The 16,861-nt window shown below is 60.8% G+C and carries 15 protein-coding genes; 14 read left to right on the forward strand and 1 reads right to left on the reverse strand.

The features are described from left to right. The first annotated feature begins 75 nt into the window (after positions 1–75). From QRN60_RS12760 to QRN60_RS12800, 9 genes are all read left to right on the forward strand, one after another. Positions 76–879, forward strand: coding sequence for a carbon-nitrogen hydrolase family protein (locus QRN60_RS12760; RefSeq protein ID WP_020813039.1), 804 nt, complete (start codon positions 76–78; stop codon positions 877–879). Between the two features lie 15 nt (positions 880–894). Continuing rightward, positions 895–1,560 (forward strand): RraA family protein, encoded by a 666-nt coding sequence (locus QRN60_RS12765; RefSeq protein ID WP_003504292.1) that lies wholly within the window; start codon positions 895–897, stop codon positions 1,558–1,560. Positions 1,561–1,622: 62 nt separating this feature from the next. Then, positions 1,623–2,663, forward strand: a complete 1,041-nt coding sequence (locus tag QRN60_RS12770; protein WP_111834965.1) for an ABC transporter substrate-binding protein — start codon at positions 1,623–1,625, stop codon at positions 2,661–2,663. 276 nt (positions 2,664–2,939) lie between these two features. Next, positions 2,940–4,013 carry an ABC transporter ATP-binding protein gene (locus QRN60_RS12775; protein WP_020813037.1) on the forward strand — a complete coding sequence of 358 codons (1,074 nt, stop codon included), beginning with the start codon at positions 2,940–2,942 and terminating at the stop codon, positions 4,011–4,013. Continuing rightward, positions 4,010–4,888, forward strand: coding sequence for an ABC transporter permease (locus QRN60_RS12780; RefSeq protein WP_020010153.1), 879 nt, complete (start codon positions 4,010–4,012; stop codon positions 4,886–4,888). The genes QRN60_RS12775 and QRN60_RS12780 overlap by 4 nt, the downstream gene beginning before the upstream one ends. A 12-nt stretch (positions 4,889–4,900) precedes the next feature. Next, positions 4,901–5,695 carry an ABC transporter permease gene (locus QRN60_RS12785; RefSeq protein ID WP_020010154.1) on the forward strand — a complete coding sequence of 265 codons (795 nt, stop codon included), beginning with the start codon at positions 4,901–4,903 and terminating at the stop codon, positions 5,693–5,695. Positions 5,696–5,840: 145 nt separating this feature from the next. Beyond that, entirely contained in the window at positions 5,841–7,238 is a 1,398-nt protein-coding gene (locus QRN60_RS12790; RefSeq protein ID WP_031234479.1) for an NAD(P)/FAD-dependent oxidoreductase, read from the forward strand. Then, on the forward strand, positions 7,235–8,497 hold the full coding sequence (locus tag QRN60_RS12795) for an NAD(P)/FAD-dependent oxidoreductase (RefSeq protein WP_129567331.1): 1,263 nt from the start codon (positions 7,235–7,237) through the stop codon (positions 8,495–8,497). Before QRN60_RS12790 ends, QRN60_RS12795 begins: the two co-directional genes overlap by 4 nt. Further along, complete coding sequence (locus tag QRN60_RS12800) at positions 8,497–9,894, forward strand: FGGY family carbohydrate kinase (RefSeq protein WP_020813035.1); 1,398 nt, start codon at positions 8,497–8,499, stop codon at positions 9,892–9,894. The genes QRN60_RS12795 and QRN60_RS12800 overlap by 1 nt, the downstream gene beginning before the upstream one ends. 114 nt (positions 9,895–10,008) lie before the next feature. Here the strand turns inward: QRN60_RS12800 and QRN60_RS12805 are convergent, their stop codons facing one another. Continuing rightward, entirely contained in the window at positions 10,009–10,479 is a 471-nt protein-coding gene (locus QRN60_RS12805) for a heme-degrading domain-containing protein (protein ID WP_020813034.1), read from the reverse strand. A gap of 411 nt (positions 10,480–10,890) precedes the next feature. Here QRN60_RS12805 and QRN60_RS12810 point away from each other — a divergent pair, with 411 nt between their 5' ends. Genes QRN60_RS12810 through QRN60_RS12830 form a run of 5 tightly spaced genes read left to right on the forward strand, consistent with a single transcriptional unit; the run spans position 10,891 to position 16,849 of the window. Next, entirely contained in the window at positions 10,891–11,937 is a 1,047-nt protein-coding gene (locus tag QRN60_RS12810; protein ID WP_020813033.1) for a LacI family DNA-binding transcriptional regulator, read from the forward strand. Next, positions 11,934–12,947 (forward strand): Gfo/Idh/MocA family protein, encoded by a 1,014-nt coding sequence (locus QRN60_RS12815; protein ID WP_020813032.1) that lies wholly within the window; start codon positions 11,934–11,936, stop codon positions 12,945–12,947. Before QRN60_RS12810 ends, QRN60_RS12815 begins: the two co-directional genes overlap by 4 nt. After that, on the forward strand, positions 12,944–14,557 hold the full coding sequence (locus QRN60_RS12820; protein WP_020813031.1) for an acyl CoA:acetate/3-ketoacid CoA transferase: 1,614 nt from the start codon (positions 12,944–12,946) through the stop codon (positions 14,555–14,557). The genes QRN60_RS12815 and QRN60_RS12820 overlap by 4 nt, the downstream gene beginning before the upstream one ends. Next, positions 14,550–15,329 carry an enoyl-CoA hydratase/isomerase family protein gene (locus QRN60_RS12825; protein WP_020813030.1) on the forward strand — a complete coding sequence of 260 codons (780 nt, stop codon included), beginning with the start codon at positions 14,550–14,552 and terminating at the stop codon, positions 15,327–15,329. The genes QRN60_RS12820 and QRN60_RS12825 overlap by 8 nt, the downstream gene beginning before the upstream one ends. After that, positions 15,329–16,849, forward strand: coding sequence for an aldehyde dehydrogenase family protein (locus QRN60_RS12830; protein WP_183230233.1), 1,521 nt, complete (start codon positions 15,329–15,331; stop codon positions 16,847–16,849). Before QRN60_RS12825 ends, QRN60_RS12830 begins: the two co-directional genes overlap by 1 nt. Positions 16,850–16,861 lie beyond the last annotated feature (12 nt).

Below are 16,861 nucleotides of genomic sequence, written 5' to 3' on the forward strand. Positions count from 1 at the left end.
TCGATAGAGTTTTTCCGTTTGTCAGGAAAACAGTTCCCGTTCTTAATTCTCCTCGCAACATGAGAGGAGAGCAACGTGAAAGTCTCACTTGTTCAAATGAATACCCAGAATGACAAGGCAGAAAATCTTAAGGTTGCTGCCGATTTGATTGAGAAGGCGGTCAAGGCGGATAATCCAGACCTTGTTGTTCTTCCTGAGTACTTTGCATTTCTTGGAGATAATCCTCAGGAGATGCATGAAAGCGGCGAGGAATTTCCCGGTGGTGAAATCTATACGCTGCTTTCGGGGCTAGCAAAGAAGCACGCGATCACGCTGCACGCCGGCTCCATCGTCGAGAAGGAAGGCAACCGCTTCTATAATTCGACACTCGTTTTCGGTCCTGATGGCAAGCAGATTGCCCGGTACCGCAAGATTCACCTGTTCGACGTCGATACGCCGAACGGCATCAGCTATCGCGAATCCGATTCCGTGGCCCGTGGCGAAGAGGTCGTGACCTATAAGGTCGGTGACAAGACGGTTGGTTGCGGAATTTGCTACGATATCCGCTTCCCGGAACTGTTCCGCGCCCTGCGGGACAAGGGCGCCGATGTCATCGTTCTGCCAGCCGCCTTCACGCTGATGACAGGCAAGGACCATTGGGAGGTGCTGGCTCGTGCCCGCGCCGTCGAAACCCAGACTTATTTCCTCGCTGTCGGCCAGATAGGCGCTCACGCGGGTGGCAAGAAGGCCTGCTGGGGTCATTCCATGGTCATCGATCCCTGGGGCCATATCGTCGCCCAGTGCTCTGACACTGTCGGAACAGCGGGGGCTGCCCTCGATTTCGACTATTCGACCAAGGTGCGCGCCAACGTGCCGGTGGCAAACCACCATGTGCTCTGATCGGAGAAAGACCTGATGTTTATCGTCAACCCCATGCCGGAACAGATCAGCGGCGACATTATCGAGCTTCTTGAGAAGGTCGAAGTCGCAACGATTGGTCATGTGCTTCACTCCGGCTTTGTCGATCCTGAAATCCGGGCCGTTCTTCCGGGCAAGCGCGTGGCGGGCACCGCCGTCACCCTGCGTATCCCGAACGCGGATTCGACCATGCTCCACTACCTGACGCAACTCGTGCGTCCGGGCGATATCGTCCTCATCGACCGTTGCGGTGATACCCGCCACGCCTGCTGGGGCGGTGTCATCACCAACACGATGAAGATGGCTGGCGTCAAAGCCGGCGTCGTTGATGGCCCGGCGACTGACTTCTCTGAGTTCACCAAGGTCGACATGCCCATGTGGTGCCGCGGCCCGTCGCCGATCACCACCAAGATTCTTGGTCTGGAAGGTGCGATCAACATTCCGATCAGTGTCGGCGGCCAGGTGATCAATCCGGGCGATGCGATCCTGTGCGATGAAAGCGGCGTCGTCGCCCTTCATCCGAGCCAGGCGCGCGCCATGGCGGAGCGCGCCATCGGCATGCAGGAAGCTGAACTCGTGCTTCTGGAACGCCTGCGCAACGGCGAGAAGCTGCCTGATATTTCCGGGGCCAACAAATTCGTCCAGGCCAAGCTCAGCGCCTGACACAATCTTACGGGTGGCGGATCAGTTCGCCACTCCCAATAACAATAGAGGAGAACAGGACAATGAAGAAAACGATACTTCTGAGTGGGATTCTCATGCTTGGCGCGGCCGCCCTGCCGGCGCACGCCCAGCAGACCGTAACGTTCCTCGGTTATAGCGGCCTTTTCCAGGAGCGTTACACCAAGGCCGTCATCGAGCCTTTCATGGCCGCCAACCCTGACATCAAGGTCGATTATTTCCCGCAGCAGGGTTCTGCCGCCATGCTCGGCTCGCTGCGCGCCCAGAAGGCTGCGCCGCAGGCCGATATTGCGCTGATGGATGTTTCTGTCGCCAAGACCGGCACGGATGAAGGCCTGTTCGACAAGATCGATGAAAGCGTTACGAAGAATGTCGCCGACCTCTATCCGAACGCCCGCTTCGAGGGCGTCGCCGGCGTTGGCGTGACCTTCGACAACCTCGTTCTCATCTACAACACCGATGCGATCAAGACCGCACCGGACAGCTGGAATGCCCTGAAAGACAGCGCCTTCAAGGGCAAGGTCGCCATGCTCAGCGCCCCTGACATCGTCGGTATCGGCACGACCATCATCATGGACCACATGAATGGTGGCACCGATTTCATCAATAATATCGACGCCGGCATCAATGCCATGGCGGAAGTGGCGCCGAACATCCAGACATGGGAACCGAAGCCGGAAGTCTATCCGAATGTCGTCAATGGCCAGGTGTCGCTGGGCGTGGGCTGGAACGCCCGTAGCCAGGTGAATGCCGATGGTTCCAAGGGCAAGATGAAGGTGGTTCTGCCGAAAGAAGGCACGATCCTGCAGATCAACACGCTCAACCTCGTCAAGGGCGGCCCATCGTCCGAGGCGGCCCGCAAGTTCGTTGACTATGCGCTGAGCCCGGAAGCCCAGGCCGCCTTTACCGCCGCCATGTATTATGCGCCGACCAACGCCAAGGCCACGGTCGCTGCCGATGTGAGTGATCGCACGGTCGTCAAGGCGATGGACAAGGTTATCCCGGTTGACTGGATCGGCCTCTCGAAGGTTCGCGACCAGATCACGCAGGACTGGCGCCGCAAGGTCATCCCGCTCAGCCGCTAAGGCTTTCGCGCCCGGCGTGAAAAATGGCAAGACTTCCGCATCCCTCCGGGCTGGTGCGGAAACGGTATGGGCCTCGGCTCATTTCCTCCGTCGGTGTTGGGGTCGATGGAGGAGTGAGGTGGCTCGAGGGCCTGCGTTAGGGAAAGCACCGCGCACAGCGCAGGTGAATTTCCGCCGTGATTGCATAGATCAAGGGACAGGACATGTCCGAGACCCCGCCGGGGTGGGACATGTTCTGGAGAAAGGCAAAAAGCCAGAATGGGAACTTCAGACATCATGCAGCCAGGATTTCTCTCGATTCGTTCACTGACCAAGCGCTACGAGACTATGGTCGCCGTGGATAATCTCAACCTCGAGATACCCAAGGGCGAGCTGGTTGCCTTCCTCGGTCCGTCGGGTTGCGGCAAGTCGACGTCGCTGCGCATGATTGCCGGTCTTGCACCCGTGACGTCAGGTTCAATCCTGATCAACGGCAAGGACGTGACGCAGCTTGCACCCTATAAGCGCGACATTGGCCTTGTTTTCCAGAGCTATGCGCTCTTCCCGCATATGACGGTCCTCAGGAACGTCATGTTCGGACTTGAAATGCGCAAGGTGCCGGCCGCCGAAGCGGAACGGCGTGCCCGCGAGGCGATTGCCATGGTCCACCTGGAAGGGCGCGAGGACCGCCGTCCCGCCCAGCTTTCCGGTGGCCAGCAGCAGCGCGTCGCACTGGCGCGTGCGCTTGTCATCCAGCCCTCCATCCTTCTGTTCGATGAGCCTCTTTCCAATCTCGATGCCAAGTTGCGCGACGAGATGCGCTCGGAAATCCGCCGCATCCAGAAGCAGCTCGGCATTACCTCCATCTTCGTCACGCATGATCAGGTCGAGGCGCTCAGCATGTGCGACAAGGTCGCCGTCCTCAATGGCGGGCGTCTGGAACAGCTCGGCACCCCGCATGATCTTTACGAGCGTCCGGCAACGGCTTTCGTCGCCTCCTTCGTCGGCCGCACCAACAGACTGGTCGGAAACGCGGTCGGCGATCACATCACGGTCGGCGATGCGGTATTGCGGGCACCCGGTTCGCACAATGGCAAGATCGACCTTATGGTGCGGCCGCACCGCATGGTTATGACGGTTGCTGATGACGCCGTGCCAGATTTCGATGGCGCGCCGGTCAACCGCATCACCGGCGAGGTTCGTGACGTCTATTATGCCGGTGATATCCTCCACTACGAGATCTCAGCAGGCGGACAGACATTGTCGGTGGAGCGCGCCACCTCCGGCGGCGAAACGCCGGTTGCGGCCGGCAGTGCGGTCAGCCTCATCTGGCGCGTGGAGGACACGCTGGTCTTCGGAGCAGACCAATGACGGCGGCGGTCATGATCACGGCTCCCGGCAGCCGCACATCCTCCATGGTGTTTCTCGCAACGCTTCTTCTCGGGCCGATCATCGCGGTCAATGGCCTTGCCTTCGTGATGCCCGTCTTCAACCTGCTTTTGCTTTCCTTCCGTGAAAGCCTCGGCGGCGGCGGTCTCGGGGAAGCCCACACGCTCGACAACTGGTCGTCCACGCTGACCGATGGTTTTTATATCGAACTGATCGGCCAGAGCATCCTGACCAGTCTCCTGATCACCATTCTCACGCTCATCGCCTCCTATCCCATCGCCCTTTACCTTCACCGGGCGCAGGGCCGTTGGAAAACCCTGCTGCTGGTGCTGGTCATTTCGCCGCTTTTGACCTCGGCCGTGGTGCGCACCTATGGCTGGATCGCGATCCTTGCTGATGACGGCCTCATCAACAACATCCTCTTCGCACTCGGCGCCGAAAGCGGCGTGCGGTTGCTGTTCAACAAGGTTGGCGTCGTCATCGGCCTCACGGAAATCCTGATGCCCTATATGATCCTGGCGCTGCTTGCCGGTTTCGGCAGGCTTGATCCACGTGTCGAGGAAGCGGCCGAAACACTCGGCGCGTCGCCCTGGAAGGTGTTCTGGCGGATCATCGTGCCGCTCACCATGCCCGGCGTCGCGCTCGGTTGCCTGCTCTCCTTCGTTCTGGCGGTCAGTTCGTTCATCACCCCCAAGCTGCTCGGCGGTGGGCGCGTCTTCCTTCTGGCGACGGAAATCTACGATCAGGCCATCGTGACGCTCAACTGGCCACTCGCTGCGACGCTTTCGATGATCATCCTCGTGATCTTCGGTGCGGCGCTGGTGCTTTATTCCCGGCTTCTGCGGGCCATTCTTTAAAGGAGATCGAAGATGGAAGAACGTCCCGCTCCGCTGGCGCTGAAAATCGTCGCCTTCATCATGTTCCTTTTCCTGCTGGCGCCCGTGGTTCTCGTCGTGCCGATCTCGTTTTCGGCCGACAGCTACATGGCCTTTCCGCCCTCCGGCTGGAGCCTGCGCTGGTATGTGGAACTCATGCATAATTCCAAGATGATGGCGGCGCTCGGCACCAGCACCCTTCTCGCCGTCATCGTCACCGTGCTGTCCATGCTGATCGCGCTGCCTGCCTCCTATGCCATCGTGCGCATGCGGGTGATCGGCGCGGATGCGCTTCTCGCCTTCTTCACGGCTCCGCTGCTCCTGCCCACCATCGTGCTCGGCCTCGCGATCCTGATCGTCTTCGCTGGCGCCGGCCTGCTCGCCACCTTCACTGGTCTGGTGATCGCGCATCTCATCATCGTGCTGCCCTATGCGCTGCGCGTCCTCACCACCTCGCTTGCGGGCCTGCCGCTGATCTTCGAGGAGGCTGCTTCGACACTCGGGGCATCGCCGCTCACGGTCTTCCGACGCGTGACCATGCCGATGATCGCGCCGGGCGTCGTGGCGACGGCCGCACTTTCCTTTCTCGTGTCGTTCGATGAAGCGGTGATTTCGCTGTTCCTCACCGGCCCGCGCATCACCACGCTTCCCGTCGCCATGTATCAGCATGTGGAAACGCAAGCGGATCCGCTTGTTGCGGCCATTTCCGTTCTTTTGATCGTGCTCACCCTTGCCGTCGTTCTCATCGTCGACCGCACTGCGGGCCTGACCAAGACTTTCGTGAAGTAAAGTCGGCGGGGCCACCGGCTGGTGCTGGCTGCCCCTACTGGCACAGGCGCGAATTTCACTCTCGTTTATGAACGCCGCTGCTGCATCGGTGCGATCCGTCGCGCCTGTTGATTTCGCTTTGAAGGACGAAGGCAAAGGGAAGCCCATGGCTCAGACCCCCTCCACGGAATTCGACGTTGCCGTCATTGGCGCCGGTGTGGTCGGTTGCGCGGTCGCCCGCCGTTTCGCGCTGGCCGGTGCGAAGGTGGTGGTCATCGAAAAAGGCCCCGATATCCTCTCCGGCGCCTCCAAGGCCAACAGCGCCATCCTCCATACCGGCTTCGATGCGCCGGAAGGCAGTCTGGAACTGGAACTGGTGAAGGCAGGCCGGGCGGAATATCTTTCCATTCATGGGCAGATGGGCCTTAGCCTCGTTGAAACCGGCGCGCTCGTCTGCGCCTGGAACCCGGACGAGGCGGAAAAACTGCAGGCAATCGCCGATCAGGGGCGGCGCAACGGCATTGCCGGACTTGAGCTCGTCACGGCCGGACAGGCCCGTGAAACCATGCCGGGCCTGTCCGAGCGCCTTGTCGCCGCGCTCGACGTTCCGGGCGAACATATCATTGATCCGTGGTCCGCCCCGCTTGGCTATCTCACGCAGGCGGTGGCGCTGGGCGCGCGGCTGGTGCGAAACGCGGAGGTTCTGTCCGGTGTGTTCGACCGTGCGTGGCGGATCGAGACGATGGCGGGCGCTATCCTTGCCACGAGCGTCGTCAATACCGCCGGTCTGTTCGGCGATATCGTCGATGCGCGTCTGGGGCTTCCGCCCGAATTCACCATCAAGCCCCGCAAGGGGCAGTTCGTCGTGCTTGACAAGGCTGCCCGTCGGCATGTGCCGCGCATCGTTCTGCCTGTTCCCACCGAAATCACCAAGGGCATCGTGGTGTGCCCCACCGCCTTCGGCAATGTTCTCGTCGGGCCGACGGCGGAAGAGCAGGACGACCGCGAGCGTGCGACTGTCGAAACGGCGACGCTGGAAGCGTTGCTGGAGCGCGGCGCGGAGATCGTTCCGGCGCTGGCCTCTGTTTCTGTAACCGCCGTTTATGCCGGTCTGCGGCCGGCCTCCGAAAAGAAACATTACCGGATTTCCGCGCGGCCCGAGCGGCGCGCCATCACGCTCGGCGGGGTGCGTTCCACGGGTCTCAGCGCAGCACTCGGGCTGGCGCAGCATGCTTTGACGCTCCACGAGGGTTTCGGTAGGAGGTTTGCCCCGCCGCCATCAGTCCCCGAAGTGACGATGCCCAACCTGACCGAAACCTGTGAGCGGGACTGGCAGCGCGCCGATCACGGCGAAATCGTCTGTCATTGCGAACTCGTCACCCGCCGCGAGATCGAGGCGACATTTTTAAGCCCGGTGCCGCCCGGTGATTTCGGCGGGCTGCGGCGACGCACGCGGGCCGGCATGGGCCGCTGCCAGGGCTTTTATTGCAACGCCCGGCTGGCAGCGATGACGGGCGACCGTCTGGCAACCCCGCTTGCCGTTCGGGAGGGAGACGACCGATGAGCGCCGTGGAGTCCTTTCAACGAGAGCATCCAAACGCTGAGAATGCAGATGCAATCGTGGTTGGCGGCGGCCCGGCGGGCGTGGCTGCGGCGCTGGAACTGAAAGCGCGCGGTATCGCCCGTGTGATGATCCTCGACCGCGAGCCGGCCCTTGGCGGCGCGACCCGACATTGCCTGCATTCGCCCTTCGGCATGCGCGAATTCGGACGGGTCTATTTCGGCCCCGCCTATGCACAACACCTGCAGCGGCAAGCACAGGAGGCGGGTATCGATATCCGCACCGGTCATTCCGTGGTGGAACTCGGGCAGGATGGCGCGCTGCTGGTGACATCGGCGCGTGGCGTCGAGACGCTGAAGGCTAGACGCATCGTGCTGGCGACCGGCGCACGGGAAAAACCACGCTCCGTGCGGCTTCTGCCCGGCGACCGTCCGGTGGGCGTGGTCACTACTGGCACGCTGCAATCCTATGTCGCCTTTCACGGTATCATGCCCTTTCGCCGGCCGTTGATCATCGGTTCGGAGCTGGTTTCCTTTTCCGCACTCCTGACCTGCCTCACCCATCGCGCCCGACCGGTCGCGATGATCGAGCCGGAGCCTCATCCGCTGGCGCGGTCGCCTTTTCATTGGTTTCCGCGACTGGTCGGGGTGCCCTTTCATTGTGGTGCGACACTCACGGATATTCGCGGGCGTGACCGTGTCGAGGAGGCCGATATCCGTCTGGCGGATGGCCGCATCCTGACCGTTCAATGCGACGGTGTTCTGCTCACCGGGCGATTCACACCTGAGGCAGCGCTTCTCAATGCATCCCCCGTGGATGTTGCGGCAGGCAGTGCCGGGCCGCTGATCGATCAGGACGGACGGATGGCCAATCCGATTTTCTTCGCCAGCGGGAATGTCTTGCGAGCCGTGGAAACGGGCGGCTGGGCGTTTCGCGAAGGCCGCCGCGTTGGCGCGTCGGTGGCTGACGATCTCGCCCGGGAACCCTGCAACGCGCCGGGGGTTCCCGTTGCCTTCGCCGATCCGCTCAAACTGGCGGTTCCAGCCATGTTCCGGCCGGGTGGACTCGATAGACCGGCATTTCGCGATTTTCAGCTTCGTTTCACCAGACGCGTTCAAGGCCGGCTTTCGCTTCGTCTCGACGGAACGGAAGCGTGGAGCAAGACCGGCCGGTGGCGCCCTGAACGCCGTGTGCTGGTGCCCATTCCCGGCGCTGCGTTTGAAGCGAGCCAGATTGCCTTTCACTTTCGGGAGACCAATTGATGCGCATTGCGGCGATCGATCAGGGGACGACATCGACCCGGTGCCTTGTGGTGAGCGATAGCGGCACGGCGGAGGTCGTGGCCAGCCGGCGTCACGCGCAATTTTACCCGGCCGCCGGCCATGTGGAACATGATCCGGAAGAACTGCTGCGCAATATTCGCGCGGTGCTGGCTGCCGCCGGACCGGTGGAGGCCATCGCCGTCGCCAATCAGGGCGAGAGTTGTCTGGCGTGGGATGCCGTGAGCGGTGAGGCGTTGTCGCCGGTCATCGTCTGGCAAGATGCCCGGACCACCGAAGCGCTGGCCGCCCTGCCGCCCTCGGCGACAAATCGTTCGAAAGAGATTTGCGGGCTGCCGCTCGATCCCTATTTTTCGGCCAGCAAACTGGCCTGGCTGGTCAGGCACAATCCGGCAGTGGCGCAGGCAAGGGCCGCAGGGCGTTTGCGGCTGGGCACCACCGATGCGTTCTTTCTGGACCGGCTGACGGGCGCTTACCGCACGGACCTTGCGACGGCGTCGCGCACGGGGCTGCTCGATCTTTCAACCGGAGACTGGAGCCCTGAACTCTGCGCGCTTCACGGCGTGCCGATGGATTGCCTGCCCCTGATCGGTCCTGTCGATCGCGGTTTTGGCGCGGTTGAGGCAACGCCCATCCGCGTTTCCATTGTCGATCAGCAGGCCGCGCTTTATGGGCATGGCTGCCGCAAGGCCGGCGATTGCAAGATAACCTTCGGAACCGGGGCCTTTCTGCTGGCCGTTGCCGGTAACGTGCGTCCGTTGGCGGGCGAGCTTCTGCCGACCATCGGCTGGAAGATGCAGGGCGCGCGCACCGTCTTCGCCATCGAAGGCGGCGTCTACGATGCCGGCGCGGCACTTGAATGGGCAAAAAAGATCGGCCTATACGCGGATAGTGCCGAGCTCGATGGTTTCGAGGGACCGTCGGCCATTCGCCGCGGCCTTGTATTCGTGCCCGCCCTTTCCGGCCTTGCCGCGCCCTATTGGGACAGGCAGGCCGTGCCGCTTTTCATCGGCATGGACCACGCCACCGGACGAAGTGACATGGTGCGCGCCGTGCTGGAGGGCATTGCCCTGCTGACGGCTCGGCTGATCGAGGCGGCATCGGTTGTTGCTCCCATAGGCGATACGATCTCCATCGATGGTGGCTTGTCGAACAGTCGCTATTTCGCCCGTTTTCTGGCCGCAGCCAGCGGCCGAACCATCTGCGTTACTGCCATGCGCGAGCTGACGGCGCTCGGCTTGGCGGAACTGTGCGGTATCGATGTTGCCGCCATGCGAAACGATGCCGAGATATTCACGCCTGACGGATCGGTCGGGGCAGCTGACCACGCCCGCTTTGCGCGCGCCATAGACAATGCACGGGGCTGGCGGGGCGGGTGACGCCCCCCTGTTTGTCGCCTTCACGCCGAGCGCTTCCCTGACGAATGAAAGGGCGGCGTCGGTATAGGGGATCGAAGGAGGGCTTCTTCCGGTGTGACGAATACTCGTGTCGAATCAGCCTGTGAGCATTTCTTTCAGGCAGAGTGTAATAAGATTGTGGTCTTCAACGTCAGGCAGTCCGCTGACACCCACCGAGCCAATCAGTGTGCCGCCGCGGATAATAAGGGGGAATCCACCGCCGCTGGCAACGAAATCGCTGACCGGCAGGCCGAACTTTGCGTTGAAGTCGTATCCCTTCAGTTCGGCTTCGAGCCTGACCTGAAGCGAACTGCGGTGAAAACGATGAACGACCGCGCATTTGCGGCGTGTCCATCCAAAATTGTCGATAGTCGCACCCGGCAGCAGGCTGGCGAACACCACGTCGGCGCCGTGCCTTATCTCGATTGCGACGGGAAGCGCCTGTGCCGCTGCCCGCAGTCTTATCAGGCTGCCCAGCTTCCAGGCGAAGTCGTAGTTGAAGGTGTTGAGCTGAAGGGCTGCTAGCTCTGCCCGCAGAGCGTCAAGCGAAGGCGTTTCGGTGGTCATTCATTGCTCCGGAATAAGGGTTGATCGTTTACCGATCGTAGGCGTTGGCCGGTAAACTACGATCCATTAGGGCTGAAGGGCAAGCGTCGCTGTTCCGGCTTGGGCGGTACTGCCGACCTTCGCATTCGCCGACATTGCAAACCCGATCCACGTCGCTCCTGCTGAGAAGGAATGACAGCGTAATTTGGAACGTTCCATCTTTCAAGAGTGATTGAGCCAAAACTTCACAGAGTTTTTTGAAAATCATAAAACCGAAAAACAATCATAAGATCATTGAAATTAAAGCGTTATTGGAGATTCTAGGCGACGCCTTCCACAGTTTTCGCTCTTGTCATGGTGATGTCACTTGACAAAATTGGAACGTTCCAATTAATTATGCCTCGATCTTGATGAGCGGCATGGGAGGGTTCAATGACTGGCGGACGGGTGACCGTTATAGATATCGCGCAGGCCGCAGGCGTGTCGAAATCGACCGTCTCGCTGGTGCTGCGGGGGTCTCCGCTCGTCAATGAGGGGACGCGGGCCAAGGTTAATGCGGCGATGCGCGAACTTGGTTATGTCTATAACCGCGGCGCCGCGAACCTGCGCCAGACCAGCGCGAAATCGAAAATCATCGGTGTCGTCGTCAACGATCTGACGAACAGCTTCTTTGCGGAGCTAGCCGTCGGCGTTGATACGGTCGTGCAATCGGCCGGCTATGTCCAATTTCTTGCCAATACCAGCGAAAGCATCGACCGGCAGCGCGAGGTGATTGCCTCGATGCGGGAGCACGGCATCTCCGGGCTGATCGTATCGCCAGCCCGTGCGACCGATCCGCTCGACTTCAAGCCGCTGATTGCCGCCGGCATTCCCGTCGTGGTCGTTGTCCGCAGCCTGCCCGGTGCGAAAGTATCGTCCGTCGCATCGGACAATCAGTCCGGCATGGCGCAGGCGGTTGCCCATCTTGCCTCGCTCGGCCATGGCCGCATCGCATTCATGGGCGGTTTTCCCGATACGGCGGTGTTTCATGAGAGGGTCAGCGGCTTTCGGGACGCCTTGGCTGTCGCCGGTCTGCCTTTTCAGGAGACGGCCGTTGTTCCCTGCGCGCCTTCGCGTGCCGGCGGTGTCGAGGCGATCGGGCGCGTGCTCGAAGCAAGCGATCCGGTCACGGCCGCCGTCTGCTTCAACGATGCCGTGGCTTTTGGCGTTTGCGACGGGCTGCGCGCCCGGCAAATGGAGGCGGGGCGGGATTTCGCGGTCGTCGGCTTTGACGATGTCATCGAAGCCAAGACGACGGTGCCGGCTCTGACGACCATCGCCGTCGATCCCCAAGGGATTGGCAGGCGAGCGGCGCAACTGCTTCTCAAACAGATCAATTCGGAGAAAGCCGATGCGGAGGCCGTGACAACGGCGGTTCGGCTCGTTGTGCGGGAGAGTTGCGGAGCGCAACGAAATGAAGTCGGGAGGACATTGGCATGACGGTGCGTTGGGGATTGATCGGCGCAAGTACGATCGCGCGCGAATGGGTGATCGACGCGATCAGAAAAACCGGCGGTGAGGTTGTTTCCGTTTTGAGTTCCAACCCTGTTCGCGGGGCGGAATATGCGGCGGCAAACGGCATCCCGAACGTCGCGTCCGATCTGGCGTCGCTCCTTGCCGATCCGGCCATCGATGCGGTTTATATTTCAACGACGAATGATCTGCATTGCGAGCAGGCGCTTGCCGCTGCCCGGGCGGGAAAACACATTCTCTGCGAAAAGCCTCTGGCCCTGTCGCTTGAAGAGGCTCATGCGATGGCGAACGCGGCCCGCGAGGCAAGCGTCGTTCTGGCGACAAATCATCATCTCCGGAATGCGCCCACTCACCGTGCGATGCGCGATGCAATCGCCGCCGGCAGGATCGGAACGCCGCTGAGTGCGCGCGTCTTTCATGCGGTTTACCTGCCGCCGCATCTGCAGGGCTGGCGGCTGGACAAACCGTCTGCGGGCGGCGGTGTCATCCTCGACATTACCGTGCACGACGTCGACACACTCCGCTTTGTGCTCGGTGCCGATCCGGTCGAGGTCATCGCGTTTTCTCAGGCCGGCGGCATGAGCCGGGAGGGACTTGAAGACGCTGTCATGGGTGTCATCCGTTTTGAAAACGGTGTTATCGCGCAGTTCCACGATGGCTTCACGACCAGATATGCCGAGACCGGTTTTGAGGTTCATGGCACCGAAGGCTCCCTGATCGCCAGAAATGTGATGACCCAGAAGTCGGTCGGCACTGTCGTGCTGCGCACCGAGGCTGGCGAGGAAGACATCAAAACGGGCTCCGACAATCTTTATGAGGTCGCGCTTGAAGCCTTTCACGCGGCCATTTCAGGCGGCAAACCTTCCGCGACTGCTGAAGACGGCATCTGGTCGCTGGCGACCGGGCTTGCCGTCGTCGAAGCGTCGAAAAGCGGATCCGCTGTTCGGGTCAAAACAGGGATCGAGAGCCGGTCATGAAAAAACATATCACTCCAGCGCAGGCAGCGGATCTTATTCCAGACGGCGCGATCGTTTCCGTTTCGTCGTCCAGCGGTCTGGGCTGCCCCGATCTGATGTTGAAGGCGATCGGTGACCGCTTCGATGCAACCGGACATCCGAAGAACATCACGACGCTTCATCCGATTGCCGCCGGTGATATGAGCGGTATCAAGGGCGTCGATCACATTGCTAAGAAGGGCCTGCTGAAGCGGATCATCGGCGGTTCATATCCGTCCGGTCCATCCAGCGCCGAGCCGCCGCTGATCTGGCAGATGATCACCGCCGATGAAATTCCGGCCTATAATATCCCATCCGGCATCATGTTCGACATGCATCGCGAGGCGGCGGCAAAGCGTCCGGGTGTCCTTACGAAGATCGGCCTCGATACCTTTGTCGATCCGGCCCGCCAGGGCTGCGCGATGAATGCTTCGGCAGCGGCCGAGCCGGTCGTCAAGCGCGTCACTTTCGAGGGTGAGGACTGGCTCTATTTTCCGTCGATCATTCCGCAGGTGACGATCATTCGCGCGACGACTGCCGATGAGCGCGGCAATCTCTCCTACGAACATGAGGGCGCTTATCTCGGAGGCCTCGATCAGGCGCTGGCCGCCCGAAACAATGGCGGCATCATTATTGCGCAAGTGAAACGCATCACCAAGCAAGGCTCGCTCAAACCGCACGATGTGCGGGTGCCCGGCATGCTGGTGGATTACGTCGTGGTCGATCCCGATCAAAAGCAGACGACACAGACGGCCTATGATCCGGCGATTTCGGGAGAGGTCTTCCATCCGCTCGATTCATTCGAGGTGCCGGAATTCAATATCCAGAAAGTGATTGCCCGTCGCGTGGCTCAGGAGCTTGAGGCTGGCAGCTGCGTCAATCTCGGTTTCGGCATTTCCGCGAATGTGCCGAGAATTCTGCTGGAAGAAGGTCTGCATGGCTCGGTGACCTGGGTAATCGAGCAGGGGGCGGTCGGCGGCGTTCCCCTGCTGGATTTCGCATTCGGCTGCGCCTCGAACGCCGACGCCTATATGCCGTCGCCCTATCAGTTCACCTATTTTCAGGGCGCGGGCTTTGATGCATCGTTGTTGTCATTTCTCGAAATAGGCAAAGACGGTTCCGTCAACGTCTCGAAGCTTTCCTTCCGTCCGCATGTGACCGCCGGTGCTGGGGGCTTCGTCGATATCACGGCCCGGGCGAGGAAAATCGTCTTTTCCGGCATGTTCAATGCGGGGGCAAAGCTGTCGATCAATGACGGCAAGCTGGTTGTCGAAAAAGAAGGAAAGCTGAAGAAGCTCGTCAATGAGGTCGAGCACGTGACCTTCTCGGGCCGCAGGGCGATCGAACAGGGCCAGGACATCACCTATGTCACCGAGCGTTGTGTCATGAGGCTGACGCCGGAAGGCGTGGTGTTGAGCGAGATCGCGCCGGGCATCGATTTGCAGACGCAAATCCTGGATCAGTCCGAGTTCGAACTCATTGTTGCCGATGATCTCAAGGTGATGGACGCTTCGCTTTTTGCCGAAGCCAATATCGGCCTTGCGCTTCCGACAAAAAGCGCCCGCGTGCTGGAGGGAACCTTCCATGGCTAATGGCACGGTTCGCGTCGAGATCGACGGCCACATCGCGATCATGACGGTATCGCGGCCGGAAAAACGCAATGCTCTCGATCTTGATATGCTCGGCGCGCTGATGGCGTCCGCCGATGAGGTGGAGGCAAACAATGCGGTCCGTGTGGCGATTTTGACAGGCGAAGGGCAGGGCTTTTCGGCTGGCGGCGACATCAAGGCATGGGGCGGTATGCAGCCCCAGGAATTTGGCCACGGCTGGGTTCGTCACGGCCACCGGGTTTTCGAACGTCTTGCGACCTTGCGGGTGCCGTTGATTGCCGCGCTGAACGGCCATGCGCTTGGTGGCGGCCTTGAACTGGCGGGTATCGCCGACATTCGCATTGCCGAGGAGCAGATCAAGATCGGTCTGCCGGAAACCAGCCTCGGAATGGTGCCCGGCTGGTCGGGCACGCAGCGGCTGGTCAAGCGGTTCGGCGCCCAGCCCGTGCGCCGGATGGCGCTTGGGGGAGAGGTGTTCAGCGCGCAGGAGGCGCTGGCGCTTGGGATTGTGGATGCCGTCACCACAACTGGCAACGCTCTGATCGCTGCGAAGGACTATGCGGCGCGTGTTGCCGCGCGTGGCCCGGCCGCGTCCGAGATCGTCAAACTGATGATCGCCTCGGCAAGCGGTGAAGACAACGGCACGGCGGTTGAAGCATTGGGCTCCATCCTGGCTGCCAAGACCGGCGACCTGAAAGAAGGCGTGGCGGCATTTGGCGCAAAGCGCCCGGCAATATTTAACGGAGAATGGTGATGACGGTTCTGATCAATCCGAAAATGCTGAGTGACCGGACGGCCAGAGATTTCAAGATGCTCATTGACGGCCACTGGGTCGAAGGCAATGTCGATCCCATCGAGCGGATAGCACCCGGCCATGGCTCCGTCGTCAGTCGTTTTCAATCAGGAACCAAGGCCGATGCGGAACGGGCGATAGCTGCGGCACGCGCGGCTTTCGATACCGGACCATGGCCTCGCATGACCGCGTCCGAACGCTCGGCTATTCTGTTGAAGGCTGCGGACCTCATCGCCGCGCGATCCGAAGAACTTGCCTATCTGGACGCCGTCGAGGCCGGAAAGCCGATTACGCAGGTGCGCGGTGAAATCGCCGGTTCCGTCGATATCTGGCGTTATGCCGCCGCCCTCGCCAGAGATTTGCATGGCGAGAGCTACAACACACTCGGTGACGGCACGCTCGGCGTTGTCCTGCGCGAAGCGATCGGGGTCGTATCGATCATCACACCGTGGAATTTCCCTTTCCTGATCGTCGGTCAGAAACTGCCTTTTGCGCTGGCGGCGGGCTGCACCACGGTTGTCAAGCCCTCGGAACTCAGTTCCGGCTCGACGCTTGTTCTCGGTGAAATCCTGCAGGAAGCGGGTGTCCCGAAGGGTGTCGTCAACATCGTGACGGGAACCGGGGCGGAGGTGGGTTCGATCATGACCTCGCATCCCTCAGTTGATATGGTTTCTTTCACCGGCTCCACGGGCGTCGGCAAGCTAACCATGGTCAATGCCGCGCAGACGCTGAAGAAGGTCTCGCTCGAACTGGGTGGCAAGAACCCACAGATCGTATTTCCGGACGCCGATCTCGATGCATTCATCGACGCGGCTGTCTTCGGGGCCTATTTTAATGCCGGCGAGTGCTGCAATGCCGGTTCACGTCTCATTCTTCACAAAAGCATCGCGGCGGATGTGGTCAAACGCGTCGGCGAACTTGCCAGAAATGTCAAGGTGGGCGATCCTCTGGATCCGACGACACAGGTCGGCGCGATCATTACGCCTCAGCATCTTGAAAAAATCTCCGGTTACGTTTCAGATGCGAAAAACAGCGGCGCACAGATCGCTCATGGGGGAGAAAAACTGGACTTGGGAATGGGGCAGTTCATGTCGCCTACCATTCTTTCCGACGTCACGCCTGGAATGGCGGTTGCGCGTGAAGAGGTTTTCGGACCGGTCCTTTCGGTTCTGACCTTTGAGACAACCGCAGAAGCCATCGAGATTGCCAACTCTGTCGATTACGGCCTGTCCGCAGGCGTCTGGAGCTGCGATTTCGATACGTGCCTGACGATCGGACGCCGCGTGCGGGCCGGTACGGTGTGGATGAACACTTTCATGGATGGCGCGAGCGAGTTGCCGTTCGGAGGTTACAAGCAGTCCGGCCTCGGCCGGGAACTCGGCCGCCATGCGGTCGAGGACTATACGGAAACAAAGACCCTGAACATGCATATCGGCGGCCGAACCAGCTGGTGGATGCCGCGGACTGAAAAACCGGCGTAGATCATAGAATTA

This window comes from Agrobacterium sp. CFBP2214 (assembly GCF_030209895.1).
GTDB lineage: Bacteria > Pseudomonadota > Alphaproteobacteria > Rhizobiales > Rhizobiaceae > Agrobacterium > Agrobacterium radiobacter.

Bases quoted from the DNA above. Each gene is read 5' to 3' on its own strand.
- QRN60_RS12765 (WP_003504292.1), top strand. From the start codon at position 895: ATGTTTATCGTCAACCCCATGCCGGAACAGATCAGCGGCGACATTATC.
- QRN60_RS12770 (WP_111834965.1), top strand. From the start codon at position 1,623: ATGAAGAAAACGATACTTCTGAGTGGGATTCTCATGCTTGGCGCGGCC.
- QRN60_RS12775 (WP_020813037.1), top strand. From the start codon at position 2,940: ATGCAGCCAGGATTTCTCTCGATTCGTTCACTGACCAAGCGCTACGAG.
- QRN60_RS12780 (WP_020010153.1), top strand. From the start codon at position 4,010: ATGACGGCGGCGGTCATGATCACGGCTCCCGGCAGCCGCACATCCTCC.
- QRN60_RS12785 (WP_020010154.1), top strand. From the start codon at position 4,901: ATGGAAGAACGTCCCGCTCCGCTGGCGCTGAAAATCGTCGCCTTCATC.
- QRN60_RS12790 (WP_031234479.1), top strand. From the start codon at position 5,841: ATGGCTCAGACCCCCTCCACGGAATTCGACGTTGCCGTCATTGGCGCC.
- QRN60_RS12795 (WP_129567331.1), top strand. From the start codon at position 7,235: ATGAGCGCCGTGGAGTCCTTTCAACGAGAGCATCCAAACGCTGAGAAT.
- QRN60_RS12800 (WP_020813035.1), top strand. From the start codon at position 8,497: ATGCGCATTGCGGCGATCGATCAGGGGACGACATCGACCCGGTGCCTT.
- QRN60_RS12805 (WP_020813034.1), bottom strand. From the start codon at position 10,479: ATGACCACCGAAACGCCTTCGCTTGACGCTCTGCGGGCAGAGCTAGCA.
- QRN60_RS12810 (WP_020813033.1), top strand. From the start codon at position 10,891: ATGACTGGCGGACGGGTGACCGTTATAGATATCGCGCAGGCCGCAGGC.
- QRN60_RS12815 (WP_020813032.1), top strand. From the start codon at position 11,934: ATGACGGTGCGTTGGGGATTGATCGGCGCAAGTACGATCGCGCGCGAA.
- QRN60_RS12820 (WP_020813031.1), top strand. From the start codon at position 12,944: ATGAAAAAACATATCACTCCAGCGCAGGCAGCGGATCTTATTCCAGAC.
- QRN60_RS12825 (WP_020813030.1), top strand. From the start codon at position 14,550: ATGGCTAATGGCACGGTTCGCGTCGAGATCGACGGCCACATCGCGATC.
- QRN60_RS12830 (WP_183230233.1), top strand. From the start codon at position 15,329: ATGACGGTTCTGATCAATCCGAAAATGCTGAGTGACCGGACGGCCAGA.